The following is a 25,516-nucleotide window of genomic DNA, read 5'->3' as shown; positions in this document are numbered from 1 at the left end:
TCTCCAGCTCCGAAAAGCTAGCATGGGTGTCCACTGAAACGAGGGAGGATCAACCAGCGGCAGAGGGGCGCCTCAAGGGACTTGGCGCGATGGGTTAGGGCCATGCCGCTATTGGTCTTGATCAGGAGCGGGTCGTTGAGAAGCTCGCGCAACCGACCCAGCGAACGGCTGACGGCCGGCTGACTGACACCCAGGCGCTGGGCGGAAAGTGTGACACTGCGCGTGACGATGAGGCTATGCAAAGTCGTCAGGAGATTGAGGTCAAACTCTTGCAACATTTGGACCGCCGCGTTGTAAGCGCTCCAGGTCTTAGAGCTTTCTCCTTCCCGACAAAGAGGAAGTTGACCGCCTCCACAGTCACTCCACCAACGCTCCATACCTGCACAACGACGCCGCCTCATAACAGCTTCGCCGGCGCCTCCGACGCTAACGCTGGCCGCGCCCACCGAAAGAGCACGCCAAAATAGCGGCCAAATTAGACCAATGACGCCCTCCAAGCCCGGCCTAGCCCGACAACACATCGCGCGCCTTCATAGTCGAACCCCGGGCGAAAATCGATCTTCTGTTAAATTTGATGAGAAGTTTACTTGGATCGACGCCTAGAAAATAGGCTCACCGCCAATAATCTATAAATACGGACCATGTGATGGCTCTGAAAAAATATGCATTCTTCTCGCTGCTGACCACCGTGGCGATCCTCGCCGGACCCGCCCTCGCTCAGGCCAAGGCGGAGACGCCCGCCGAGAACGCCTCCAAGACCGCCGAAACGCCGAAGGCGGGCGGTTCGGGTGAGGCGCGCAAGAAGGCCATGGACATTGGCTCCCAGCCCGCCCGCGATCTGGGCGTGGCCAAGATTGAGATTCCGGCTCCCCTCCAAAAAGCTCGCGACGCGCCCTACGGCTTGAAGGACCTCGAAAGCTGCAAGGCGATCGAGGCCGAAATCGCCGCCTTGAACGAAGCGCTTGGCCCCGATTTCGACGCCGGCGACAAACCCAAGAGCAGCCCCGGCAAAATGGCCGAAGAAGGCGGCAAGATGCTGGTGGACAGCATCATTCCTTTCCGCGGTTTGGTGCGGCAGGTCTCGGGCGCGGCGTCCGCGGACCGTCGCTTGGAGAACGCCATCACGGCGGGCGTGGCCCGCCGCGGCTTTCTGCGCGGCATGCTTATCGCCAAGGGATGCGAAGCGCCTCGATAAGCGGGCCTTACGCCGCTGGCTCTAGGCCAGCGGCGCCGCCAGATCCAGATCCAAGCCTGCCGCCGCCCGCGAAAGTCAGCCCATCCCCGCACGCCCTAATTCTGGAGCATCACCTGCGCCATGAAACGTCGCATGATCATCGGCGCCGTCCTCACCGTGATCGCCGTCGGCGCCGTGTCAATTCGAACGGTGCTCGCCTCCCATAAGTCGCCTGAACTTCTTACGGCCGTCGTCAGCCGAGGCGATATCGAGGACGCCGTCATCGCCAATGGCAAGCTTGAGCCAAGCCAACTTGTCGGCGTGGGCGCCCAGGTGTCTGGCCAAGTTCAGACGCTCGAGGTCACGCTGGGCCAGCGCGTGCGAAAGGGCGACCTTATCGCTCAGATCGACCCCCAGCCTCAGACCAACGCCCTAAGCGTCGCGCGCGCGGAGCTCGCCAACGCCAAGGCCCAGGAGACCGCCCGCCAAGCCGCGCTGGCCCGCGCCGAACTCGCGTTCAAACGTCAGCAGGACATGGGCCCGGGCCTGGCGACATCGCAAGCCGACTTCGAGATGGCCGAGGCGGACCTCAAAAGCGCCCGCGCCGCCGTGATCTCGGCCCAGGCCCAGGTTCGCCAGGCCAGCGTCAGCGTCGCCAACGCGGAAGTCAATCTTGGCTACACCCGCATCGTCGCGCCGATCGATGGGGTGGTGGTGTCGGTCGCCACCAAACAGGGCCAAACGGTCAGCTCGGCTCTGTCGGTCCCGACCATCGTGGTGTTGGCCAGGCTCGACACCATGCGCGTCAAGGCCAACGTTTCCGAGGCCGACGTCATCAAGGTCAAGCCGGGTCAGTTGGCTCGCTTCACCATCCTTGGCGATCCGGACAGGGCCTACCATGCGCGCCTCACCCAGGTGCAGGCGGTTCCCGATACGATCGTCAATGAACTGGGACCAGCCTCCGGCGCGGCGACGCAGGGCGCGCCGGCGGCCTCGGCCATCTATTACAGCGCGTTGCTTGAGGTCCCCAATCCGGATGGCCGCTTGCGCGCGATGATGACCACGCAGGTCTCGATTATCCTGGCGTCCAAGCGCGGGGTGCTGAGGATTCCCGCCACCGCGCTGGGGCCACGCCTGTCCGACGGACGCTATCCTGTGCGGGTCGAACTGGCCAAAGGCAAGATCGCCACACGCCCTATTCGCATTGGCCTCAACAACAAGGTCTCGGTGGAGGTCGTCGATGGACTGACCGAGGGCGACAAGGTGGTGGTTGGCGAAACCGTAGCCGGTGACAGCATCGATCCGGCGGCGGCCTTCATGGGCGGCTTCTGATGGACGCCCCGCCCCTCCTTCGCCTGGTCGGCGTAGGGCGCGACTATCCCACCGGGGATGGCGTGTTCTCGGCCCTCAGCGGCGTCGATCTTGAGATTCGCGCGGGCGAAATGGTCGCCATTGTCGGCGCCTCAGGATCGGGCAAGTCGACCCTGATGAATATCCTGGGCTGTCTGGACCGCCCCACGGCGGGGACCTACCAGATTGCCGGTCGGGATACGGCGGCGCTTGGGCCGGATGACTTAGCCGCGCTTCGTCGCGAGCGGTTCGGCTTCATCTTCCAACGCTACCATCTGCTGGCCGCGATGAGCGCGATCGCCAATGTCGAAACCCCCGCGATCTATGCGGGCGACACGCGCGAGACGCGGCGCGCGCGCGCCCGCGACCTGCTGCTCCGCCTAGGCCTTGGCGAACGCCTCTCGCATCGGCCAAGCCAGCTCTCGGGCGGTCAGCAGCAGCGCGTGTCGATCGCCCGGGCCCTGATCAATGGCGGCGAGATCATCCTGGCCGACGAGCCGACCGGGGCGCTCGATCGCGCCAGCGGCGAAAAGGTGATGGAGATCTTGCGGGATCTGCACGCCGAAGGCCATACGATCATCTTGGTGACCCACGACATGTCGGTGGCGAAACACGCGCCGCGCGTCATCGAGATCAGCGACGGCCGTATCGTGGCCGACCGAGGCCGCCGCGCTCCGGAGCCTAGCGCCGCGCTTCGTCCGGTCCTGGCGCGCAAGCTCAGACTGGCCGCCATTCACCAGCTCGCGGAGAGCTTCCAACTGGCGCTGATCGCGATGTCCGCCCACAAGCTGCGGACGCTTTTGACGATGCTCGGCGTGATCATCGGCATCGCCTCGGTGGTGTCGGTGGTGGCGATCGGCAACGGATCGCGCAGCCAGATCATGAAGCAGATCTCGGACTTGGGGACCAACACCCTCGATCTCTATCCCGGCAAGGACTTCGGCGATCTCGAGGCGAACAAGGTCGAGACGTTAACGCCCTCGGACGTCGAGGCGCTGAGGAAACAGCCCTACGTCGACAGCGTGACGCCTGGTGTCTTCACGACAGTCGCCGCGCGTTATCGAGGCGTGACGGCCAACGCCGAGGTCTCAGGCGTGGGCGCCGACTTCTTCCGGGTCAAGGGCTTGAAGTTCGCCGAAGGCCGTGGCTTCGACGCAGAAGCGGTCGCGAGCATTCGACAGGACGTCGTGCTCGACAACAACGCGCGCAAGGCTCTTTTCGCCCACGGCGAGGCCGCCATCGGCCAGACGATCATGCTGGGCCAGACCCCGGCTAGAGTTGTCGGCGTCATCCAGCGAAAGCCGTCCGGCGGACGCGACTCCAGCCTGGCGATCTATGCGCCGTACACCACCGTGATGACCAGGATGCTGGGCGTTTCTCACCTGAGCAGCGTGACGGTCCGCGTATCCGACCAGTCTCCGGTCGCCGCGGCGCAAGGCGCCGTCACCCAATTGATGACGATGCGCCACGGCAAGAAGGACTTCTTCATCAGCAACAACGACCAAATCCGCAAGATGATCGAAAAGACAGCCGCGACGATGACGCTGCTGATCAGTTCCATCGCCGTCATATCCTTGGCGGTCGGCGGCATCGGCGTGATGAACATCATGCTTGTCTCCGTCACCGAACGCACCGCCGAAATCGGACTTCGCATGGCGGTCGGCGCGCGGCGCGCGGACATCTTGCAACAGTTCTTGATCGAGGCGGTGCTGATTTGCCTGCTTGGCGGCGCCCTTGGCATCGCCTTGGCGCTCGGCGTCGCCGGCCTTCTGGCGGCGGTCGGATCTGGACTGGTTATGCAGTTCTCGCCGCTCTCCATCGTCGCGGCTTTCGCCTGCTCCACCCTCATCGGCGTGGCCTTCGGCTACCTGCCCGCCCGTAACGCCGCGCGCCTCGATCCCATCGACGCACTCAGCAGAGTCTAGCCATGACGATTCTCGGTCTTCGCCATTCGGCGGCGCTCCTGCCGATCACCGTCCTCTTGGCGGGGTGCGCCCTCGCCCCCCATACCGCCTATACCCCTCCCGCGACGATCACCGCGCCGACATGGCGGGCGACCGCGCCGTCCGAAGCCGCGCCACGGCCGACGAAGTGGTGGAAGACGCTCGGCGACCCGCGCCTGGACCGGCTCATCGACCAGGTAACCGCGCACAACCCCAGCCTCGCCGCCGCCGGCCTTCGTCTCAAGCGCGCGCGCCTGTCGCTGGACCTAGCCAGCCAGCGCTTGAAGCCAACCATCGCCGCGGATGTCTCCCATGGCCTGAGCGCACCGGTGACGGGCGGACGAGCCTCGTCATTGTCCTCAAGCGCCGCGATCACGACGAGTTGGGAGCTGGACCTCTTTGGCCGCCTGGCGGCTCAGCGGGACATGGAGCGTTGGGAGGCCCAAGCCAGCCAGCAGGATCTGGAGGCCACGCGCCTGGCCTTGGTCGGCTCGGCGGCGAGCGCCTGGTGGCAGCTGGCGCTGGCCAACGAGCGCCTGGCGCTCGGCGACCAGAGTTTGATGAACGCCCAACGCACTTTCGACCTCGTCGCCCGCCGGTATCAGGCCGGAGCGGTATCGGCTGTCGAGATGAAGGACGCAGAGCAGAGCATTGCATCGCAAGAAGCCCAGCGCATTCGGCTTGAGCAAGCGCGCGCCGAGGCGCGAAACGCTCTCGCGGCGCTGCTGGGCGAGCACGTCTATAACGGACCGGAGCCGAAGGCGCTCCCGATGGCCAACCTGCCCGAAATCCCAGCGGGACTCCCGTCGGACCTGCTGGTCCGACGTCCCGACCTTGCAGCAGCGCAGGCTAGGCTTCGCCGCGCGCTGGCCGCGCAAGACGCGGCGCTGGCCGACACCTATCCCCGCCTTACGCTCACCGGCTCGGCCGGCGGCGTCAGCAGCGCGCTCAGCAACGTTCTTCGCGCACCGAGCGTGGGCTTGACCGGAGGGGTGAGCTTTCCGTTCCTCGACGCCCGTCGCGCTCGGTTGTCCGTCGGCGTGGCGAAGGTCGACTATGAGCTCGCGGCCGAACAGTTCCGGCAAACCTTCTACGATGCGCTGCGCGATACCGAGAACGCGCTTTCCAACAGAGCCGTGACCCTGACGCAAGGTGAGCAGCTCGCTCGCGAACTGTCCGCCGCCCGCCAGGCCGAGAGCCTGTACGCCCAACAGTACAATGCCGGAGCTATACCGCTGAGAACGGTCTTGGACGCTCAAGAGCGGCGGCGCGTAGCCCAGAACGCCGTCCTTCAAAACCGCTTCGATCAGCTGAACGCCCAAATGGTTCTCTATATGGCCTTGGGCGGCGAGCCGGCCGCCAAACCATGACGCCAACGACAGTTAAGGCGCACTGCGGCTTTCGCTCCCACCAGCTTGCGGGAAGGCTGGACCGGGCGAGCAAACCGTACTGCCAGCCTGCCGGCGCACTCAAGAAGCGCTGAGTGACCAGCTTCGTATCGATTGGCCTCGTTAGCTGTAGGTGGCTTGATGACCTCTTCATCCCCGCTGGGCGCGCTGCTGGCGGCCGCGCACGCGTTACGCCAGTCCACGACGACCCGCGTCGAAAGGACATCCGGGCTAAGTCCGCGTGACCAAGCCCAGGAAGCAGGGAACCCAGCGCTCGATAAGGACCACCGCCGGCGGCGATCAGGCGAACAGAATGGTTCCCAGCTTAGCGATGTGGCGGACATGTCGCCACGACAGGCGGCGACGGCCTTGGAGGCGGTGGCGAAGCTGCGCGACATGTACGGCGAAGATGGCCTTGAGGTGAAGGCGTCTCGAGGTCAGGAAACAACGACATCCCTCGAGACTTACACCCGTTGGCTCCAGGAACGCGCTGGCGAAGCCAGCGCCGATCCCGACACGCAGGCAAACCTCTTTAGCCTGAAAACCTGATCGGCGTGCGCTGGCGGCGCACGCTCGCGCCTGGACAGGCCTAGCCTTCCTCAGGTCGCAGCAGGGCGGCATAGGCGCCGCCCTGCGCCATGAGCATGTCATGCGTCCCACGTTCAACAACCTGGCCGCGCTTCATGACGACGATCAAGTCGGCCGAGCGAACGGTGGAGAGCCGGTGAGCGATCGTGATGGTGGTCCGCCCCTTCGACAGCGCCGCCAGCGCCGCGCTCATCGCTTGCTCGGTCTGGGTGTCGAGCGCGCTGGTCGCCTCGTCGAGCAGCAGGATCGGCGGATCGCGCAGGATGGTGCGGGCAAGCGCCAAGCGCTGCTTCTCGCCGCCCGAGAAGCGATAGCCGCGCTCGCCGACGACCGTGTTGTAGCCCTCCGGCAACGCCTCGATCTGCGCCGCGATCTGCGCGGCGCGGGCCGCCGCGACAAGCTCCGCGTCGGTGGCTTCGGGCCGGGCGAAGCGCAGGTTGTCGGCGATGCTCGCGTTCAGCAGGTAGGGCTCCTGCGTGACGACGCCGAGCATCTCGTTGAGCGAGGCGAGTTTGAGGTCGCGGATGTCGACGCCATCGAACCGGATCGCGCCTTGATCGACGTCATATAGCCGCGCCAGAAGGTAGCCGAGCGTTGTCTTGCCCGACCCCGTCGCGCCCACGATGGCGACGTGCGATCCGGCGGGAATGTCGATGGAGACGTCGCGCAACGTGGGCTCGCCGTCCTTGTCGTAGGCGAAGCTCACATTCTCGATCGCGACGGCGCCGCGCATGCGCTCGGGGGGGAGCGCGATGGCGTCGGGGCGCTCGACGATTTCCACGGGGCGATCGAGGTAATCGAACACGCGCGCGAACAGAGCTCGGGTGGTCCGAATTTCCATCCCCGTGCGCAAGACCTCCTCAAGCGGCCAGAGTAGTTGCTCCTGCAGGGCGATCATCGCCACGAGCGTGCCGATAGTGATCGGCACATCGCGGCTGATCAGCCAGCCGCCCAGGAGCAGGGTCAGGGCCGGCAGCGCCTGGAGCAACAGGTAGATGAGCTGCCACTGCCACTCACCCGCCGTGCTGGAACGCACCTCGAGCGCGCCGACATCGGCCGAGGTTCGGGTGAAGCGCCGGACCAGAAAGTCTTTCCGCCCCATGGTCCGGGCCAGGATGACGCCCGAGATCGACAGCGTCTCCTGCACCGTCGACGAAAGGTCGGCCATCCGCTCCTGCTGCCTATGCGTATAGGCTTCGCGCTTCTGACCGACATGATCGCTCAGGCGCACCACGATCGGAATGACGGTCATCGAGAACAGCGCCAGCCGCCAGTCGAGCAAGACCATCGCGACCGCCGTCATGATCACGAGGCTGAGATTGCGGGCCAGCTCGTGCGCGGTGTTGGTGACGAGAGATTGCAGCCCGCCGATATCGTTGGCGATACGCGACTGGATTTCGCCCGCGCGGGCGTGGGTGAAGAAGCCCAGCGACAGCGACTGGAGGTGTCCATAAACCCGCACGCGCAGATCGTGCATGATGGCTTGGCCGATCTGCGACGACAGTATGGCGTGGGTCGCGTTGATTACCGCTGAGACCGCGCCGGCGCCGATCAAGGCCGCGACGAAAAGGCTAAGCAGGCCCAAGTCGCCCTTGGGCAGCGCCTCGTCGATGATCGCGCGCAGCAGAAACGGGGTCGTCAGGCCCACCGCCGCCCCTAAGGTGATCAGCGCCGCTATCGCCGCGATGCGGTGTCGGTAAGGCGCAAATAGCGACAGCACGCGCCTTAATGAAACCGGCGCGGCCTCGTCGGCTTCATCATCCAGCGCGTTCCTAGAACCGTTATCGGGCATCGTTCGTCGCGTGAGCGAGGCAAATTCGGGACATGGCGGAAAAATGGGTTTCGCAGGCGGATTCGATTGTAAAGCGCCGGGCAAGGCATGTGCGGCGCCGACAGAGACCACGATGGGTCAACATTAGGCCATAGCACGTTGGACCGCTCTGTGGTGGTCGCTTCTGCAGCGGACCGTATCGCAGACCTTGGCGCCGTTCAGCTGTCACGCAGACGGACAGCGCCTCACCCAAACGGACAGACCGTAACGCGCCAGGAGGAGCGGCCCGCCCCGTGAAGAGCTGGATTCGCTCACCCCGGCTGGCGCTCCAGCCTCACGGGCAGGCGCCTGAGCTGGCACATGGCGTGATTGTCTATCCAGTCATTGGCGCCGCCGCTCGCCCGGATCTCAAGCCGCCGTTCGATCAGAACCTCCAGCAGACTCCTGGCGACCAGACTGGCTACGAAACGGCCCGGGCAGATGTGAGCGCCGCCGCCGAACGTGGTCGAACCTTGGTGGGAACGATCAAGGTCGAAACGTTCGGGATCGGGGAAGGCGTCGGGATCGCGATTGGCGGCGCCCCACATCATCATGATCCGAACGCCGGCTGGAATGATCCGTCCTTCGTATTCGAAGTCGGCGTTGACGACGCGGTTGAGGTGGATGACCGGCGGCTCCAGGCGCAGACACTCCGACACCGCCGCGGCGACCTTCTCGGGCTCCCCGCGCAATCGGACCAGCGCCTCCGGATGGTCGATCAGTGCGCGGATGGTGTTGGTGATGGCCAGGGCGGCGGTGTGAAATCCATCGAACAGGTTTCCCGCCAGGAAGGCGCCGACCGTCTTGGGAACATAACCGCCATAGTCGAGATCATCGGCGATATCGATCTCGGCGAGGTCGCGCGCGATGTTCGAGACGAACGGACAGCCGCCAGCGTCGAGCGACCGCTGGCCCGCCCCCTCGACAAGACCTCGATAGGTCTTCGCCGCAGCGTCCGCTTCGCACAGGCTATCCCAATCCGTCTGCAGGAACAGCATCGGCGTCATCTTGCGGGCCTGGACGGCCGCGGCCAGCGCCTCCTTGTCGCTCATGCCGATCAGCGCGCCCCAATAGAGGCCGATCAGCGGCTCGGCGATCCGTTCGACGAGGTCCACGGTCTCGCCCAGCGGGAGACCGTCTAGGATCCGCGCGACGATCTCGTGGGCGGCGTCGCCGCGCGCGGCGGTTTGCTTGGGACCGATCTGGTTGAGAAGCACCTTGCGCAGGGCCGCATTGAGAACGCCATTGGAGCTGAAGAGCTGGTTCCTGATCAGATCGGCGATGGCGAAGCCGACCGGCTTTTCCTCGGACGTCTCGGCGGAGAGCAGTCCCGGGAAGAGCTGGTTGGGCGCCATGGCCGCCAGTTCGGGCCTGGCCGCCAGCGCCCGAAGATCGGCATGACGAAACGCCACGAGCGTCCCGTCATTCCCACGCAGAAAGCGCGGACCGTCTGGCTGGAACGCCGTGGCGCAGAACCGCCGCAGCGCCACGCGGCCGCCATCGTAGCCATGATCGGCGAGCGTCGGCAGCGCGCCGATGTCGAGAACGGGCGGAGGGTTGGTTTCGACGCCTGCGGACATGATCTTTCCCTTGGGCGCGGTCGGCTCCGCGCGCGCTCGTGTTGTTCAGGTGGCGGCTAGGACGGACTTGGTCAGACGCTTGGCGCGCGACAACCACAGCATCATCGCCAGGACGAAGGAGATCGACAGGCCCGCGCCAGCGGCGAACAGGGCTCCACGAACCTCATGTGCGTTGACAAAAAACGAGCAGAGCATTGGACCGGCGGCCGCGCCGACGGACTGGACGCTGGGCGCGAGCAACACCGCGCGCCGCGAGGGGTCCGACTCGATCACGAACGGGGCCTGCAGGGCCTGCAGAAAGCCCCAGGCCAAGCCGTACAACCCCGTCAGGGCGATGAACACGCCCGGGCTGGGTAGAGCGCCAAGGCCAAACAGCACGACCAGGAACACCGGCATGCAGACCAGGAAAGCCCGGTGATAGGCAATCCTATCGGCCAGGACCGCCGCCAGGCCCGAGCCGACGATCGATACGCCCAGGGCCACGGCCACGGCCAGCCCGCCTTGCACCGGGGTCAAGCCCGCCTGCCTTGCCAACTGCTCGACATAGGCCAAGAAGCCGATGAAGAATGAGAAGAGCAGGAAGACCGCCATCAGGCTGACATAGGCCGCCCTCGGGATCGGCTCGGCCAGAACAGCATCATTGGCCTTGTTGCCGGCCAGGGGCGCAAGGTTGGCCGGCAGGAGGAGCGCCAAGATCGCCGCCAGCACGGCGCTGGCCCCAAGCGTCACAAAGCCCGCATTGGCACCGAACCAGGGCGAGACCAGGATCGGTATGCCCGCCGCGCACGCGACCTGCAGCACGGCCTGACAGACCAGGAAGATCCCGCTCCAGCGGCCCGGGGTCGGCGAGCGCACGATCATCAAGGTGGTCAGCCAAACAATGCAGCCCTCCGCCAAACCCGCCAGCGCGCGGCTCACCAGAACCCAGAGCTCCGAGACCTCCAGCGCCGCGAAGTTGACGCCGGCCAGGACGAGCGCGGCCGCAAAGCCCACAACCTTGAGATGGCGAGGCGGCAGGAAGGCGTCGGCCAGCCCCACGCCCAGCCCGATGGCGAGAAACTCGATCGTGACGCTCCAGCCCAGCTGAGCGACGTCAAGTCTGCCGGCGTCGACCAGCCCGCCCAGCACAACCGGCTGGACGCCAGCCATGAGCAGAGCGATGGATCCGACCGCCAGGAAGGCCGCGGTCTGCCAGGCCGTTGGTCTGCGGCCAATCCAGCCGCCGTCGGTGTCGGGCGCGCGCGCCGGGGTCTCCTCGAGCGACATGCATTTCCTCCAGAAGGGCGAGGGATCGACTTTCAAGGAGTCTTCGCCCGCGCGCCCAATAGTTAGTTTTTGCTATCTCAAGGACATCGTCAACCGCATCTCGCAGGATCGGTTCGCCCCAAAATGCCGCCGCGCTGGGCGCCGCCGGCCAAGACGTGCGCTCACAGGAGCTGTCCCCCGCCCTCGAACGCGCGCTCGAACGAGCTCGCTACTTGCAATAGTTTGAGCTATATCAGCCGCGCGCGGTCGCCCGCCTCGCGCAGTCCGCCCCGATGGCGACAGCTTCTCTTGGCCCTGCGCGGTTGCTATCTGAGAGCACGCCGCGCCCCGCGGCGCCCTTCAAGGAACTCTGGTGAGCACACCCGAACTCGAAGCCAAGTCGCGGCCGTCCCGCCGCAACGGCATCAACACCTTCGAAGCCATTCTGGCGGCGGCCGGCGAACTGCTGGCTGAGGTGGGCTTCGAGCGCTTGACGACTAATCTCGTCTGCGAACGGGCGGGCCTGACGCCGCCGGCGCTCTATCGCTACTTTCCCAATAAGTACGCCCTGCTGACCGAACTGACCCGGCGGTTGATGGACGCCCAAGACCAGGTCGTGTTCGCCTGGATAGAATCGGGCGGCGCTCATTGGACGACCCTGTCGGCGGCGGTGGAAAACCACATCCGCCTGCAGAAGGACATCATCACCGTCACCCGGGCCTTTCCGGGCGGGCTCTGGATTCTGCGCGCCATCCGCGCCCTGCCGCCGTTGCAGGACGTGCGGGCCCAATCGCGCACGGCGGTGCTGGATCGGGTGTTCGCATTCCGCCTCAAGGACGGCCCGCCCGTCGATGAGGAGCGGTTGAAGCTCTCGATGCGCGTGTCGGAGCTGATGAGCTACGCCGCCATGGAAATGTTGGTGGAGGATCCCGAGCTCGACGAGGACATGGTCATCGAGGAAGTGGCCTGGATGATCGGCCGCTATCATTTCGACCTCCCCCGCCGGTCCCAACTGTCCGAGGACTGACGGCCCGCGCCGCGGGCGCACCCGACCTCGGATCGGCGCCAAGCGCCTCAGCCCGAAACTCAATCGCCCCCCCTCCCTGCCCGGGAGACAGGCGCCGCGTCCCGGTTGGATCGTCGTAAAGGCGATCGAGCGCGGTTTCGCCTGCAAACCAGGCGCCTTGCCCATCACGCGCCCAAAGACCGTCCCATAGCTTGCGCGTCTCCCTCTTGCATCGAGATAGTTTTTATTATCGTAATAACCTGGACCGGTCGGAGTACTGGATAAACGGGGAGTGAAAGATGAAAGCGCGTATGTTTCTGAGCTGCGCCGTGCTGGCCTTGTCTGGCGGCGTCGCGGCGGCCCAAACGCACGACGGCACGGCGATCGAGGAGATCGTGGTCACCGCCCAGAAGCGATCGGAAAACCTTCAGGATGTGCCCGTGTCGGTCACCGCCCTAACCAGCGACGCCCTGGCCGCGCGCGGCGTCAACAACGTCCTCGCGCTCAACAACCTGGCCCCTGGCATGCGCATCAGCGCCGGCGACGCGGCCGCCAATCCCAAGATCTACATTCGCGGCGTGGGCCTTAGCGACTTTAACCCCAACGCCTCCAGCGGCGTGGGCGTCTATGTCGATGGAGTCTATATCGGCTCGCCCTTGGCCCAGATGGCCGGCTTCTTCGACCTGGCTCAGGTCGAGGTGCTGCGCGGGCCGCAAGGCACCCTCTATGGCCGCAACACCAACGGCGGCGCGATCAACATCACGACCAAGCGGCCCAGCCAGACCTTCGGCGCCGACGCCTCGCTGGAGTATGGCAGCTTCAACGCCGTGACCGCCGATCTGGGCGTCGGCGGGCCGATCGTGGCCGACAAGCTGGCCTTCCGGGCGGCCGCCCAGTACGTCAAGGACGACGGCTATACCTACAACCGCGTCACCGGCCACGATCTCAACGCGGCCAAACACTGGGCGGGGCGGCTGTCGCTGCTTTACACGCCGAGCGAAGACTTCGATCTGCTGACCCAGGTCAATCGCTACGTCAATCGCGGCGACGCCACCGCGCCCGGACACCGCGCTCTGCTCCCCGCGACGGCGGCGGCGAGAGGACCGGACGGTTTCTGCGCGACCAGCGCCTACGCCAGCGGCCAGTGCGCCGACCTGATGGGCTATGCCGACACCGACAACAATCCCCGCGCCGTGGACGCCAACCAGGAGGGCAAGGACAAGGTCGACCTGTTCGGCGCCTCCAGCCAGGCGACCTGGAAGCTGGGCGGCCTGTCCCTGATCTCGGTGACGGCCTGGCAGTGGGCCCACCGCAACGACCTGGAAAACACCGACGCCAGCCCCCTGCGGATGATCGAGATCAACTATCGTTCCCGCCAAAACCAGTTCACCCAGGAACTGCGCCTGCAGTCGAACGACGCCTCGGCGCGGCTCAACTGGGTCCTCGGCGCCTACTACATGGACGAGAAGGTTCAGGACAACACCCGGCAGGACGTGCTGCGCGACCTGCGCCCGCTGTTCATGACGCCCGAGAATCCCACGGGGCTAAGCCTCGAAAACAGCGTCGGGACCTTCGGCTATCCCTACACCCAGAAGACCAAGGGCTACGCCGTCTTCGGCCAGGCCGACTATAAGCTGACCGACAGACTGACCGGCACGGTCGGCCTGCGCTGGTCGGCCGACGACAAGTCCATCGACTACCGGAGCCAGGCCGAGGACGGGCTGGTCGTTATCCTGACCTCCAAGCAGAGCAAGACCTTCTCCGCGGTCTCAGGACGGCTAGGCCTGCGCTACGAGCTGAGCGACGACGCCAACATCTACGCCACCTACAATCGCGGCTATAAGAGCGGCGGCTTCTTCGGCGGCATGGCCACGACGGCCCGGGAAATGGAGCCCTACGACAACGAGACCCTCGACGCCTATGAACTGGGCCTGAAATCGGAGTTCCTCGACCGCCGGGTGCGCCTGAACGTGTCGGGCTTCTACTACGACTACAAGAACCAGCAGGTGTTCGCCCAGACCACGCGCAACGGCCTGACCGTGCTGGTGCTCGACAACGCCGCCAACTCCAAGGTCTACGGCGGCGAGGCCGAGGTCACCGCCCGGCCGATCCAACCCCTGACCCTGACGGCGGGCGTGTCGCTGCTGCACGCCAAGTACGGCGACTACTTCACCGAAGGCAAGGACTTCACCGGCAACTGGTTGCCGCAGTCGCCGAAGGTCACCTTCAACGCCGCGGCGACCTGGGTCGCGCCGTTAGAGAATGGCGCTTCGATCGTGGCCAATGTCGACGCGAACTATTCGTCGAAGGTCTATTTCGACAACTCCAACGCCGACCGTCTGTCGCAGGACGCGGTGTGGATCGCCGGCGCCCAGCTCAGCTGGCGCTCGCCCGACCAGAAGATCGAGGCCGGCGCCTTCGCCCGCAACCTGTTCGACAAGACCTATGCCGTGTCGATCTCCAACATCGACAGCCTCGGCGTGGATCTCCTCAGCTACAACCGGCCGCGGAGCCTGGGCGTCTTCCTGCGCTACCACTACTAGCGAGAACCGGAGCCCGCCCAGTCGCCTGGCGTTGGGCGGGCTCCGGCGATCAGCGCTGTCCGTAGGATCTGAACCGCTGCAGGATGCGGTTCATCTCGTCCTCGGCCAGCAGGCTGGGCCCGCCGATCGCCAGGGTTCCCCAATAGACCGCCGCCTGCTCCTCGATCTCCTCGGTGATGGCCAGCGCGAAGTCGAGATTGGGCGCGGCGACGATCTGGCCATGATTGGCCATCAGAGCAGCGTAGCGGCCGTCCAGGGCCTCGACCACGGTCGCGGCCAGTTCCTCCGAACCAAAGGTGGCGTAGGGCGCGACCGGCACGCTGCTGCCGCCGCTAACGGCGACCATGTAGTGCATGGGCGGGATTTGGAGGCCCGCGCAGGCCAGGATGGTGGCGTGACGCGAATGGCAATGCACCACCGCCCCCACGTCGGGGCGCCGTTCGAGAATCCCCTTGTGCATGCGCCATTCACTGGATGGTTTGAGCGCGCCTTCGGGCGACGAGCCGTCGGGACGGACTAGCACCATGTGCTCGGCGGTCAGCCGCGAGGCTGGCACGCCGGTGGGCGTGACCAACATGTCTTCTCCGCACCGGGCCGAGACATTGCCCGAGGTGCCGCGGTTGAGACCGCGCGCATCCATCGCCCGCATCACCTGCGCCATGTGCTCGCGCAGAGCGGCCTCCTGATCCGTCATGCCCATCACACCGTCTCCATCAAGGTCATCTGGCGCATCGCCGCCTCGGTGGCCTCGAAGCTCTCGACCTTGCCCAGTGTGGCCAGGCCCTGGGCGACCAGAGCGGCGGTGGCCGTGCCGAAGCGCGCGGCGTCCAGCGGCGTCCAGCCTCGCGACAGGGCGGCGATGAACCCCGCGCAATAGGAATCGCCGCAGCTGGTGGTGTCGACGGGCGTGATCGCGTGGGCTGGCAGAGTCGTGCTGACGCCGTCGAGGACCACCACCGAGCCCCGGCCGCCGTTCTTGATGATGCAACCCTTCGCGCCCCAAGACCGGAATGTCTCTGCGGCGGCGAAGAGGTCCTCCTGACCGGTCAGGAACACCGCCTCGGCGGCGCTGGGCAGGAAGTAGTCGACATGCGGCAGCAGGCGCTTGACCTCGTCGATCGCCGAGGGCTGGGGCGCGATCAGGTCGCAGGTCACGACCGCCCCAGCCCGCGAGGCGGCTCGGACGATCGCCTCCCCCTCGCCGCCGTCGAGCTTGGGACCGCCCACGCCGCCGTAGTGCAGAAAGCCAACCGCGGCGGCCGTCTCCAGCGCGCGCGGGGTGACTCGGGCCAGCATGCCCGCGCCCAACGCGTGGAAGCCCGGGCGAACGCCGCTGGAGGAGACCGCCAGCAGGGTCGTGGAGCTGGGCAGTCCCGGCAGAACCTCCAGGTCGGAGATGTCGACGCCGGCGTCGGAAAGCGCCGTGCGGATGAAGCGGCCGATCAGGTCGTCGCCGACGGCCGAGATCAGCCGGCTCGGCACGCCGAGGCGAGCCGCTAGCAGGGCCGGAGCGGCCGCCGTGCCAGCCGGAGCGCAGGCGATACCCTCGATTAGCCCCGTTACCTCTTCCTTCGGCAACACGTCGATGGCGCGCGCCACAACGTCCAGGGTCGTCAGGCCGATACAGGCCAATCCGGTCTTCATGCGACGTCCTCCCTACGCATTGACAGCCAATATGGCTCAGTCATTATAATAGTCAAAACTATCTTATAAGGGGCTGAACTTGACCTGGACCAACAGCAAGGATGCGGCGCTTCGGGAACGCGCCATGGCGGTGATCCCCAACGGGATGTACGGCCACCAGTCGGTCATGCTGCTGCCCGACGACTACCCCCAGTTCTTCGACCGCGCCGAGGGCGCCTATCTCTGGGACGTCGACGGCAACCGCTATGTCGACTTCATGTGCGGCTACGGCCCCAACCTGTTCGGCTACGGCCACGCCGCCATCGATCAGGCCTATGTCGAGCGCATGAAACGGGGCGACACCATGACCGGCCCCGGCCAGGCCATGGTCGAGCTGGCCGAAGCGATGACCGCCCAGGTCAGCCACGCCGACTGGGCGATGTTCTGCAAGAACGGCACCGACGCCACGACCATGGCGATGATGATCGCCCGCAACTTCACCCAGAAAAGGACCATCGTCCTGGCCAAGGGCGCCTATCACGGCGCCGCGCCCTGGTGCACGCCCCTGAAGAACGGTGTCACCGAGGGCGACCGCGCCAACCAGGTTTTCTACGAGTACAACAACGTCGAGAGCCTGGAGGCGGCGGTCAAGGCTGCCGGCTCGGACCTTGCGGCGATCTTCGCCTCGCCCATCAAGCACGACACCTTCGTCGATCAGGAGCTGCCCGATCCCGAATACGCCCGTCGGGCCCGGGCGCTGTGCGACGAGCACGAAGCGCTTCTGATCATCGACGACGTGCGCGCCGGCTTCCGCCTGGCCCGCGACTGCAGCTGGTCGCTGGTCGGGGTCAAGCCTGACCTGTCGACCTGGGGCAAGGCCATCGCCAACGGCCATCCGATCTCGGCCCTGCTGGGCGCCGACAAGGCCCGGTTCGCCGCCGCCACCATCTATGCGACTGGCTCGTTCTGGTTCTCGGCCGCGCCGATGGCCGCCTCACTGGCGACGCTGAAGCTGATCCGCGAGACCGACTACCTGGAGCGCACCATCGCCCTGGGCGAGCGCCTGCGCGCGGGCCTGGACGAGGCGGCCGACCGTCACGGCTTCGCGTTGCGCCAGACGGGTCCGGCCCAGTTGCCGCTGATCATGTTCGACGAGGACCCGACCGGCGCCAAGGCCTACTTCTGGAACAACGCCCTGCTCAAGCGCGGCGTCTATTTCCACCCCTGGCACAACATGTTCATAACCACGGCCATGACCGACGCCGACATCGATCACACGATTGAGGCCGGCGACGAGGCCTTCAAGCTGCTGAAGGCCGCCGGCCCCCTGCCGCCGGTCGAGAAGCTGGCCTTCCTGCATTCCATGGTCGACTGACGAACCTACCCCGCCTGGACGCGGCGCCGCCCGACTTGCACCGGCGGCGCTCCCCGCGACGCGTTCAGGCCTCGTTCGCGCATCAGCCATGACAAAGGGCCCCTCTTGGCGAGGGGCCCTTCTTTTTCGACGGAACGCCCGAGGGCGGTTCACTCCGTGGCGCGGGTGACGCCGAAACGCCGCAAGACATTGTGGGTGATGACCTCGATGAACGGGTCGCGCGCGGCCAGGCCGTGAGCCCATTCGGTAGTGCCGCTGTTAAACACTTCGCCCTTCCCGCGCTTGAAGCTGGCCAGCACCGCGTGGCCGCGCAGCACCTTGGCCTGGGCTTCAGGGCCAGCGTCGCCATAGGTGACCTGGGCGATCACATCCAGCTTCTCGGGCGGGATGATGGGATTATATCCGCGGCCGGCTTCCTCGCCGAACGCGCAGGGCGCGACGCCGATGATCTCCAAGGTCTCGGGCACGCCCAACATCGGCACGGCCTTGGGCAGGCCGTCGTCGCCGAACTGGAAGCGGCAGCCATCGCTTTCATAGCCGATCAGCGGCAGCTCGCCCCCGATCACGTCGCCGTAGAACAGGTCGGAGCCCTCCAGCGCCCAGTGACGGTCGTCATAGACCGTGAAGCCAGCCTGACCGCGCGACACGCACATGCCCAGGCGGTGATAGCCGGCGAAGACGAAGCTCAGTCCCGTCAGCGCGGCCTCGGGCCGCTGGAAGGCCGGGTGCGACCACAGGTGCGTGGCCTTCTCGGGCGGGACATCCTCGGCCTCGAAACCCTTCCACTTGTGGCAGACATAGGTCTTGCCGTCGTTCTCCCAGCGCACCTTCCAGAAGCAGCTGTTGCCCGACAAGATCGCGGCGTTGCCGCCCGCGTCGACGAAGCGCTCGACCTGGTCGCGCTGGCCTCCCGACCAGTACTCGCTGTGACCCACGAACAGCGCCGTCGCGTAGCCTTCCAGGAGATCCTGTTCGGCGTCGAGGTCATAATCTGTGGCGAAATCCAGCGCGTAGCCGTTCGATTCCGCCCAGGTCACGAAGGCGTGCTCCCACTTGTGCAGAAAGCCAGCCGAACCATCGTAGGGCGAGGCCCGGTGTTCGACCATCCAGGCCATGTCAGAGGCCCAGGGGGCCTCTTCGAACCCACGCTTTCGCAGGTTGATCAGACGCGGCGGGTTGGGCGGCGGCGACACGATCAGCGGCGGAAACGGACGCTGGGTCGACAGCACGCCGATCGCCTCGTCCATGGCCTGGGCGAACGAAACCTGTCCGCTCATCAGGCCAGCGACATTCGAATAGGCGTTGGCGCCGCCCCAGTAGTTGTAGGCCTGGTAGGTGTTGGTCGACAGCACCATCAGGGCGCTTGAGCGACGCACGCCGACCGGCGGCTTCACCACCACGAAGTGATGGGCCTCCGCGCCTGTCGGGTCGCTCAAGACGATGTCGTAATAGCCCGAGGCCCACCCCGCCCCGACCTCGATTTCGAGGGCGACAGGCCAGCCGCAACCGTCGCGGTCGGCGTTGGCCGGAACCGGATGCTGTCCGACAACCACGCCGTCGCACTCCAGCACCGTCTGGCGCTGCGCTCCCACGCGGGCGATCGTGAGCCGGCACGGCCCGGTCTCGGCGCTGGCGTGGAGCGAGAAGCGTTCTCCCGGGCGCACGCTGAGGCGGTCAGTATAGCAAGCCAGCATTTCGTCTTTCCCTTCACCCTGCCCCATCTCATCCGCCCTCCAAAGCCCTAGGGCGCGACGCCGCGAGCGCAACGCGGCTGGACGGACCGATGATGTAGTTTTTACTACCCTATTGATCAGGGTCGCAAGCCGGGCGTTCAATCGGCCGTGACGAAGACGCCGCCGCACGCCCCGCGCATCAGCGCCCCAAAACCCGCGCGACTCGGTCGGGATGGGTCATGGCCATGAAGCGCCCGGCATCCGGCGCGAGCTCGAAGTTGCTGTCGGGGAGCACGGCGCGCCAGTAGCGTTCGACATGCCGCGGATCATGCATCGTGTCGAGCTCGCCGATCAGGATCGACCAGCGCGATCGCGATCTGCTCGTTGACATCACCTTCGATCCGACCCGTGGCGAACATGCGCACCGATCGCAATAGTCTTCAGCGATGCGCGAGCTGGCCGAGCGTGGCTTGAGGATCGTCGTTGGCGGGCCCTATAGCTCGGGGGCTCTCGTTGGCGTCGGACTGCGGCCTTGCCTTAGCCGCGGAGCCGGTTGGCTTCCTTCATGCCCTACAGTATCCGCCCGTTTGTCCCTGGCGCGTTCACGCACTCTGCGCGCCCGCCCGCCCGTCTTCGACCACCCATGTGTTAAGCGTCGCGATCGTGGCGCGGGGGTCTCGGACGTCCGAGATCGTCTGATAGCGGGTCGTCATCCGATCCCGAGTCAGATCGATCGACATGTAGCCGCGCTTTCGGCTCTCGAAGAACCTGATCTGCGGGTTGTTGGGCATGGCCGACATCAGACCCTCGTAGCTGGGCCCCGTCGAGGTGATCGAGGTGCCGACGAACTCGGTGGCGATGGTGGCCGAGGCCGGATCGTCGGCGTTCAGCTTGACGTCGTTGGTCCAGAACGAATGGTAATCGCCGCTCAGCACCACGGGGTTGCGCGGCTTCAGAGTCGCGATCGCCTGGGCTAGGCGGTCGCGGGCGGCCGGGAAGCCGTCCCAGGTGTCGGTCCAGAACTTGGTGTCGGGTCCGCCGTCGCCGAAGCGAAGGCCAGCCATCACCAGGTCCTGGCCCAGCACCGTCCAGCGCGCCTGGGTGTGGGCCAGTCCGTCATAAAGCCAGCGCTCCTGGTCGAAGCCCAGGAAGGTGCGGGCCGGATCGCGGCGGTCGGGACAGGCCGCGTCGGTGACGATCTGGCCCTTGCCGCCGTTGGGACCGTCGGCGCAGGGCTGGCGCGAGCGATACTGACGACCGTCCAGCATGAAGAATTCGGCCAGGCTGCCGTAGCGAACCCGGCGGTGGATCGGCATCTGCAGTCGCGCGTCCAGCCGCGTGCGGCGGATCGGCATGGCTTCGTAGAAGGCTTGGTAGCCGGCCGCGCGACGACGCCGGAAGGTCTCCGGCGCGACGCCCGGGGTCTTGGACCAGATCCCCGAATAGTCGTCCTGGACCTCGTGGTCGTCCCACACCGCCAGGCACGGCGCGACCTGATGCAGGCGCTGCAAGTCGGCGTCGGTGCGATGCAGGGCGTAGCGGTTGCGATAGCCGGCCAGGGTGGTGGCCTCTTCCAGGCCATAGGGTCGGACGATCTGGTCCTTGCGGTCCGGCCCCATCGAATATTCGTAGATGTAGTCGCCCAGGAACAGGGTCAGGTCCGGGTTCTCGTCGGCCATGTGGCCATAGGCGCTGAAATAGCCGCGCTCCCAGTGCGAACACGAGGCTACGGCCAGGCGCAGACGGTCGAGGTCGGCATTGGCGGCCGGAGCGGTGCGGGTTCGGCCGACCGGACTCTGCTGGCCCAGGGCCGTGAAGCGGTACCAGTAGGGACGGTCCGGCCGCAGGCCCGAGACCTCGACGTGGACGCTGTGCGCGGCGGCGGGCTCGGCCATGGCGTCGCCGGCCATCACCACGCGGCGGAAGGCCTCGTCGGCGGCCACTTCCCAACGCACGGACACGGCGTCGCCCATGCCGCCCAGGCCGTCGGGCGCCAGAGGATCGGTCGCCAGCCGGGTCCATAGCACCATGCCGTCCGGCGCCGGATCGCCGCTGGCCACGCCCAGCGGAAAGACATAGGCCCCGCCGGCTCGCGCCTGCCCAAAGCGCAGCACGGCGGGAGCGACGACCAGGCCGGACAGCAGCGCGCGGCGGTGCAGGGTGAGCGACGACATGGGATATCCTAGAGTTGGCTCCAGGCGCTGACGCCCTTGGCCTCGGCGGTGGCGCGCACGCGCCGCCGCACCGGGGTCGGAGAATTGGGGACGCGCGGATCGGTGACGCTGACGAAGCTGGCCTCGACCGCGTCGCGGGTGACGTGGACGGCGACGAAGCCGATCGCCAGGTGATCGCACCAGACGACATCGCGGTTACGCTCGGCCACCCGCTCGCCGAACGGAGCCTCCTTCATGGCCAGGACCACGCCCAGCGACGGCCCGGTCAAGGTGCTGGTCGACAGCTCCACCGCCACTCGGCCCTTTTCGTCATGCAGTTCGTTGAGGAAGGCCATGTGGCTGTCGCCCGACAGCACCACCGTGCGCGCGCCGCTGGCGCGGATGGCGTCGTAGATCCGCTGGCGCTCGGCTGCATAGCCCGACCAGGCGTCGAGGTTCAACAGCGGCAGGTCGAGCTTGGTCAGCTCGAAGAAGCCTTTCAGGGCGCCCGAGGCCGGGGCCCAGCGGCTCATGTCCGGATAGGCGTAGTCAGCCATCACCGTAGCGCTGCCCAAGAGGACCCAGGGCCGTCCGGCGGCGACGGAGCCGCGCATCTCGGCCCCGATCCAGTCCACCTGCTGGCGCCCCAGCATGCGGCGATCCGGATCAGCGATCTTACGCCGGAAGCCTTCGAGATCGGGGCGTCCGTCCGGCAGGCGGTCCAGGTCCTTGGGTAAGGTGAGCTGAGCCTCGCGCGCCTTCAGGCGGGTCTCGGGAACGATCAAGGTGGCCAGATCTCCGAACGCGACCGCCCGTTGGATGGCGTAGGGATCGGCCGGATCGGGATCGCGGATCGGCATCCACTCGTAATAGGCGCGCACGGCGGCGGCCTTGCGGGCCTCCCAATCCCCGTCCTTGGCCGGGTCGTGATGCTGGGCCCCGTGCATCCAGTCGTCGTTGGCGATCTCGTGGTCGTCCCAGGTGCAGATCCACGCCGCCCGCTGGTGGGCGGCCTGCAGGTCGGCGTCCGTTCGCGCCTGGGCGAAGCGGCGGCGATAGTCGTCGAGAGTGACGGTGTCGCGCGGCGGATCGGCCTGGCGCAGGGTGTCGAGGCCCGGATAGGTCGAGGCGCCGTACTCGTAAATGTAGTCGCCGACGAACAGCACCGCGTCCAGATTCGGGCGCTCGGCGATGGCGCGATAGGCCTGGAAATAGCCCATGGTGTACATGGCGCAGCAGGCGACCACGAGGTCGAGCTGGTCGGTGCGTCCCACCGGCAGGGTGCGGGCCCGGCCGACCGGCGAGCGCTGGCCCTCCGCCTCGAACTGGTACCAGTAGTCGGTGGCCGGCGTCAGGCCCGTCGCCATGGCCTTGACCGTGAAGTCACGCTCGGCGAGGGCCATGAACCGCCCCTCCCCCACGACATGGCGCATGGCCGGGTCCGTGGCGATCCGCCAGTGGCCGGCGGCCTCGCCCAGTCCGGTGACGCGGGTCCACAGCAGCAGGCGATCGGGGCCCGGCTCGCCGCTGGCCACGCCGTGACGAAAGGCGGCCTCGCTCGCCCGCGCGGCCGTCGCCAGCGTCGCGGCCCCCAGGGCCAGGCTCGAACCGACGACCTGTCTGCGATCGACCGTCATGAGAGCTCCAATCCGAAACAAGGAGACCTCGCCGCGACGCGAAGACGGGCGCCGCGGCGAGGCCGATGGCCGAAGGGGAAACGGCCGTCGAGTAGGGCATTTTCGGAAGAAACAGATACCGGTTCTTCGTCAGAAAATGCGTCAGAACAAAAGCCCTAGTAGCGCCAGGTCAACCGGACGCCATAGGTTCGCGGCTCGTGCGGCGACGCCGTGGCGGCCGAGATGAATGCGTTGCGGGTTTCTTCGAAATAGTCGTTCGTGGCGTTGTTGACCCAGACGCCGACCGAATATTTGCCGTTGGCCGGCCGGGCCGTCAGGCTGGCGTTGAACAGCCAGTAGTCGCCGATTACCGAGTTTGACGAGGTGCTGAACATGTCGCTGCGGTAGTTGTAGTTGGTCTCGGCCTCGACCTCCCAGGACCCGACGTCCATCACATAGCTGATGGCGCCCTTGTAGTCGGCGCGCGGGAACGGCAGGCGCTCGCCCGAACGGTCGCTGTAGATGATCTTGTTGTACTGGCCGGTGACCGGATCCTTGGCGGCCTCGGTGGCGGCGGCGTTGACGAAGAAGAACTCGTCGTAGCGGCCGAACTTGTAGCCCAGCGACTGGCTGATGGTCAGGCGCGCGGTCGGCTTCCAGGTGATCTCCAGCTCGCCGCCCTGGATGTGCGACTTCGGAATGTTGATGATCCGCCCCACCCGGCCGGTCTGGGTGTAGAGCACGCCCTGCAACTGCTGGTCGCGGTAGTCGTAATAGAAGCCGGCGAGGTTGACGCGCAGGCGACGGTCGAAGAACTCCGAGCGGAGGCCGGCCTCGTAGGCGATCAGCTTCTCGGGATCAAACGGATCGAGCTGCGAAGGCAAGCCGCTGTTGTAGGTGGTGAAGCCGCCCGACTTCACGCCGCGGGCCACGCTGGCATAGGTCAGCACGGTGTCGCTGAAACGGTACTCGCCGCCCACCTTGCCGGACCACTCGCCCATGTGGCGGTCCTTGTTGGTGTTGGCCAGGCGGGAATAGACCGGCGCGATGATCTCCGTCTTGAAACCCTTGAGCTCGCGGGTCTCGTCCTCGTAGCGCAGGCCGCCCGACAGGGTGAGGCGGCTGGTCAGGTCATAGTCGAGGTTGAAGAACACGCCAGTGGTCTCGACGTCCTGCTTGTAGGTGGTCGAGAACCAGTTCTTCAGAGTCGAGGCCTCAGAGAAGTCCGAATAGAAGCCGCCGTCGACGGTTTCGGTCGAATGGTAGAGGCCGGTCAGCCAGCGGAACTTCTGGTCGCCGCGCGAGGTCAGACGCACTTCCTGCGACAGGGTGTCGATGTCGTTGAAGAAGAAGGTGCCGGCCTCGTTCGAGGCCGTGGCGTCCCAGTCGTTGAACTCGCGGCGCTTGAACGTCTCGTAGCCGACCACCGCCGTCAGGGCGGCCCAGCCGAAGTCGTGGCGCAGACGGGCGTTGACGCCGACGCCCTCGTTGTCGCGGAACGGCTTGGCGTTGGTCGGGGCGCCGATCAGATTTGCGAAGAAGGGCGTGATGCCCCAGCCGGTGATCCGGGGGTCGCTGTCGATCGGGTAGAGCTTGCCGATCGGCGCGTAGTTATGTGACTGGAACGGACGGGTGACCAGACGCAGGCCCAGGCCGTCGGACTTGTCGCGGTTGTAGCGCAGCGAGCCGTCGATCTCGGTGACGTCGCTCGGCTTCCAGTCGAGCTTCAGGCGGGCGGCGAAGCGGTCCTTGTCGCCCAGCTTCTCATGGGTGTCGCGATTGTACTGCCAGGCGCCGCCCTGGTCGGTGGTCATGGCCAGGCGGGCCGACAGGGTCTCGGTCAACGGACCCGAGACGAACCCGTCGACATGAGCGGCGTCGAAGCGGCCGTACGAGGCGGTCAGGCCGGCGTCGAAGGTCCGGGTCGGGGCGTTGGTGATGACGCTGACTGCGCCGCCGGTGGTGTTGCGACCGTAGAGGATGCCCTGCGGACCGCGCAGCACTTCGATGCGGGCCACGTCAAACAGCGCGCCCTGTGTCATCGAGCCGTAGGGATAGGCCACCTCATCGACATAGACGCCGACGGTGCCGGTGTTGTTGGCGGCGTAGTCGGTCAGGCCGACGCCGCGGATGCGGAACTGCGGCTGGCCGCCGCCCAGTTGGCTGGTGACTTCCAGGTTCGGGACGCTGTTCTCCAGGTCGTTGACGGTCTGGATGTTGCGGCGGTCCAGTTCGGCGCCGCTGACCACGGTCAGGGCGGCGGCGACCTTCTGTTCGGATTCGGCGCGGCGGCGCGCCGTCACCGTGACCTCGTCCAGACGGTTGGAGCCGGCCTCGTCCGCAGTCGGAGCAACCGCGTCGGCCGCCATGGCGGGCCCCGCGAAGATCGCGGCGCTTCCCATCAGCAGGGCCACGAATTTCACTTTTGACAGTACACGCATCACGCCCC

Annotated in this window: 19 protein-coding genes; 8 read left to right on the top strand and 11 right to left on the bottom strand. The window is 66.4% G+C overall.

The features are described from left to right. Positions 1 to 17 precede the first annotated feature (17 nt). Positions 18 to 278 (bottom strand): LysR family transcriptional regulator, encoded by a 261-nt coding sequence (locus tag AX690_RS24200; RefSeq protein WP_066684480.1) that lies wholly within the window; start codon positions 276 to 278, stop codon positions 18 to 20. Positions 279 to 646: 368 nt separating this feature from the next. On the opposite strand from AX690_RS24200, the gene AX690_RS05240 reads away from it, so the two are divergent. From AX690_RS05240 to AX690_RS22715, 5 genes are all read left to right on the top strand, one after another. Further along, on the top strand, positions 647 to 1,195 hold the full coding sequence (locus tag AX690_RS05240) for a hypothetical protein (protein WP_066684482.1): 549 nt from the start codon (positions 647 to 649) through the stop codon (positions 1,193 to 1,195). A gap of 120 nt (positions 1,196 to 1,315) precedes the next feature. Then, positions 1,316 to 2,506, top strand: coding sequence for an efflux RND transporter periplasmic adaptor subunit (locus tag AX690_RS05235; protein ID WP_066684484.1), 1,191 nt, complete (start codon positions 1,316 to 1,318; stop codon positions 2,504 to 2,506). Continuing rightward, entirely contained in the window at positions 2,506 to 4,449 is a 1,944-nt protein-coding gene (locus AX690_RS05230) for a MacB family efflux pump subunit (protein ID WP_066730299.1), read from the top strand. The genes AX690_RS05235 and AX690_RS05230 overlap by 1 nt, the downstream gene beginning before the upstream one ends. A 2-nt stretch (positions 4,450 to 4,451) precedes the next feature. After that, positions 4,452 to 5,837: an efflux transporter outer membrane subunit gene (locus AX690_RS05225; protein ID WP_066684489.1), complete on the top strand. Its 1,386-nt coding sequence runs from the start codon at positions 4,452 to 4,454 to the stop codon at positions 5,835 to 5,837. A 159-nt stretch (positions 5,838 to 5,996) separates the two neighbouring features. Next, the gene (locus AX690_RS22715) at positions 5,997 to 6,404 is read left to right on the top strand and encodes a hypothetical protein (RefSeq protein ID WP_156449571.1); all 408 of its coding nucleotides are present in this window, start codon (positions 5,997 to 5,999) and stop codon (positions 6,402 to 6,404) included. Positions 6,405 to 6,444: 40 nt separating this feature from the next. Here AX690_RS22715 and AX690_RS05215 read toward each other — a convergent pair whose 3' ends face one another. The 3 genes from AX690_RS05215 to AX690_RS05205 all read right to left on the bottom strand — a co-directional run bounded on the left by AX690_RS05215 (position 6,445) and on the right by AX690_RS05205 (position 11,099). Then, entirely contained in the window at positions 6,445 to 8,235 is a 1,791-nt protein-coding gene (locus AX690_RS05215; protein ID WP_066684493.1) for an ABC transporter ATP-binding protein, read from the bottom strand. Positions 8,236 to 8,525: 290 nt separating this feature from the next. Beyond that, positions 8,526 to 9,833: a cytochrome P450 gene (locus AX690_RS05210; protein ID WP_066684500.1), complete on the bottom strand. Its 1,308-nt coding sequence runs from the start codon at positions 9,831 to 9,833 to the stop codon at positions 8,526 to 8,528. A 45-nt stretch (positions 9,834 to 9,878) separates the two neighbouring features. Next, positions 9,879 to 11,099: an MFS transporter gene (locus tag AX690_RS05205; protein ID WP_066684503.1), complete on the bottom strand. Its 1,221-nt coding sequence runs from the start codon at positions 11,097 to 11,099 to the stop codon at positions 9,879 to 9,881. Between the two features lie 352 nt (positions 11,100 to 11,451). Here AX690_RS05205 and AX690_RS05200 point away from each other — a divergent pair, with 352 nt between their 5' ends. Next, positions 11,452 to 12,105: a TetR/AcrR family transcriptional regulator gene (locus AX690_RS05200; RefSeq protein WP_066730298.1), complete on the top strand. Its 654-nt coding sequence runs from the start codon at positions 11,452 to 11,454 to the stop codon at positions 12,103 to 12,105. A gap of 278 nt (positions 12,106 to 12,383) precedes the next feature. Next, a complete protein-coding gene (locus tag AX690_RS05195; RefSeq protein ID WP_066682204.1) occupies positions 12,384 to 14,627 on the top strand; it encodes a TonB-dependent receptor in 2,244 nt (747 codons plus the stop codon). A gap of 49 nt (positions 14,628 to 14,676) precedes the next feature. On the opposite strand, the gene AX690_RS05190 is transcribed toward AX690_RS05195, so the two are convergent. Both AX690_RS05190 and AX690_RS05185 read right to left on the bottom strand, forming a co-directional pair. Next, entirely contained in the window at positions 14,677 to 15,327 is a 651-nt protein-coding gene (locus AX690_RS05190) for a class II aldolase/adducin family protein (protein WP_066682202.1), read from the bottom strand. Beyond that, positions 15,327 to 16,271 carry a carbohydrate kinase family protein gene (locus tag AX690_RS05185; protein ID WP_066682199.1) on the bottom strand — a complete coding sequence of 315 codons (945 nt, stop codon included), beginning with the start codon at positions 16,269 to 16,271 and terminating at the stop codon, positions 15,327 to 15,329. Before AX690_RS05185 ends, AX690_RS05190 begins: the two co-directional genes overlap by 1 nt. Positions 16,272 to 16,350: 79 nt before the next feature. On the opposite strand from AX690_RS05185, the gene AX690_RS05180 reads away from it, so the two are divergent. Then, a complete protein-coding gene (locus AX690_RS05180; protein WP_066682187.1) occupies positions 16,351 to 17,625 on the top strand; it encodes an aminotransferase class III-fold pyridoxal phosphate-dependent enzyme in 1,275 nt (424 codons plus the stop codon). Positions 17,626 to 17,774: 149 nt separating this feature from the next. Here AX690_RS05180 and AX690_RS05175 read toward each other — a convergent pair whose 3' ends face one another. The 5 genes from AX690_RS05175 to AX690_RS05155 form a co-directional block, all read right to left on the bottom strand. After that, positions 17,775 to 19,319 (bottom strand): N,N-dimethylformamidase beta subunit family domain-containing protein, encoded by a 1,545-nt coding sequence (locus AX690_RS05175; protein ID WP_066682183.1) that lies wholly within the window; start codon positions 19,317 to 19,319, stop codon positions 17,775 to 17,777. Between the two features lie 178 nt (positions 19,320 to 19,497). Continuing rightward, the gene (locus tag AX690_RS05170) at positions 19,498 to 19,689 is read right to left on the bottom strand and encodes a hypothetical protein (RefSeq protein ID WP_066682180.1); all 192 of its coding nucleotides are present in this window, start codon (positions 19,687 to 19,689) and stop codon (positions 19,498 to 19,500) included. 211 nt (positions 19,690 to 19,900) lie between these two features. Continuing rightward, entirely contained in the window at positions 19,901 to 21,472 is a 1,572-nt protein-coding gene (locus AX690_RS05165) for an alkaline phosphatase (protein ID WP_066682178.1), read from the bottom strand. An 8-nt stretch (positions 21,473 to 21,480) separates the two neighbouring features. Then, positions 21,481 to 23,088 carry an alkaline phosphatase gene (locus AX690_RS05160; RefSeq protein ID WP_066682175.1) on the bottom strand — a complete coding sequence of 536 codons (1,608 nt, stop codon included), beginning with the start codon at positions 23,086 to 23,088 and terminating at the stop codon, positions 21,481 to 21,483. Positions 23,089 to 23,243: 155 nt separating this feature from the next. After that, positions 23,244 to 25,508 (bottom strand): TonB-dependent receptor, encoded by a 2,265-nt coding sequence (locus tag AX690_RS05155; RefSeq protein ID WP_066682172.1) that lies wholly within the window; start codon positions 25,506 to 25,508, stop codon positions 23,244 to 23,246. Positions 25,509 to 25,516: the final 8 nt, after the last annotated feature.

This window comes from Caulobacter sp. CCH9-E1 (genome assembly GCF_001556515.1).
GTDB lineage: Bacteria > Pseudomonadota > Alphaproteobacteria > Caulobacterales > Caulobacteraceae > Caulobacter.
The sequence above is the reverse complement of the archived record's forward strand: the minus strand, read 5'-3'. Positions and strand labels throughout refer to the sequence as shown.

Coding starts and splice junctions, on each gene's coding strand:
- AX690_RS24200 (WP_066684480.1), bottom strand. CDS start 278: ATGTTGCAAGAGTTTGACCTCAATCTCCTGACGACTTTGCATAGCCTC.
- AX690_RS05240 (WP_066684482.1), top strand. CDS start 647: ATGGCTCTGAAAAAATATGCATTCTTCTCGCTGCTGACCACCGTGGCG.
- AX690_RS05235 (WP_066684484.1), top strand. CDS start 1,316: ATGAAACGTCGCATGATCATCGGCGCCGTCCTCACCGTGATCGCCGTC.
- AX690_RS05230 (WP_066730299.1), top strand. CDS start 2,506: ATGGACGCCCCGCCCCTCCTTCGCCTGGTCGGCGTAGGGCGCGACTAT.
- AX690_RS05225 (WP_066684489.1), top strand. CDS start 4,452: ATGACGATTCTCGGTCTTCGCCATTCGGCGGCGCTCCTGCCGATCACC.
- AX690_RS22715 (WP_156449571.1), top strand. CDS start 5,997: ATGACCTCTTCATCCCCGCTGGGCGCGCTGCTGGCGGCCGCGCACGCG.
- AX690_RS05215 (WP_066684493.1), bottom strand. CDS start 8,235: ATGCCCGATAACGGTTCTAGGAACGCGCTGGATGATGAAGCCGACGAG.
- AX690_RS05210 (WP_066684500.1), bottom strand. CDS start 9,833: ATGTCCGCAGGCGTCGAAACCAACCCTCCGCCCGTTCTCGACATCGGC.
- AX690_RS05205 (WP_066684503.1), bottom strand. CDS start 11,099: ATGTCGCTCGAGGAGACCCCGGCGCGCGCGCCCGACACCGACGGCGGC.
- AX690_RS05195 (WP_066682204.1), top strand. CDS start 12,384: ATGAAAGCGCGTATGTTTCTGAGCTGCGCCGTGCTGGCCTTGTCTGGC.
- AX690_RS05190 (WP_066682202.1), bottom strand. CDS start 15,327: ATGGGCATGACGGATCAGGAGGCCGCTCTGCGCGAGCACATGGCGCAG.
- AX690_RS05185 (WP_066682199.1), bottom strand. CDS start 16,271: ATGAAGACCGGATTGGCCTGTATCGGCCTGACGACCCTGGACGTTGTG.
- AX690_RS05175 (WP_066682183.1), bottom strand. CDS start 19,319: ATGCTGGCTTGCTATACTGACCGCCTCAGCGTGCGCCCGGGAGAACGC.
- AX690_RS05170 (WP_066682180.1), bottom strand. CDS start 19,689: ATGTCAACGAGCAGATCGCGATCGCGCTGGTCGATCCTGATCGGCGAG.
- AX690_RS05165 (WP_066682178.1), bottom strand. CDS start 21,472: ATGTCGTCGCTCACCCTGCACCGCCGCGCGCTGCTGTCCGGCCTGGTC.
- AX690_RS05160 (WP_066682175.1), bottom strand. CDS start 23,088: ATGACGGTCGATCGCAGACAGGTCGTCGGTTCGAGCCTGGCCCTGGGG.
- AX690_RS05155 (WP_066682172.1), bottom strand. CDS start 25,508: ATGCGTGTACTGTCAAAAGTGAAATTCGTGGCCCTGCTGATGGGAAGC.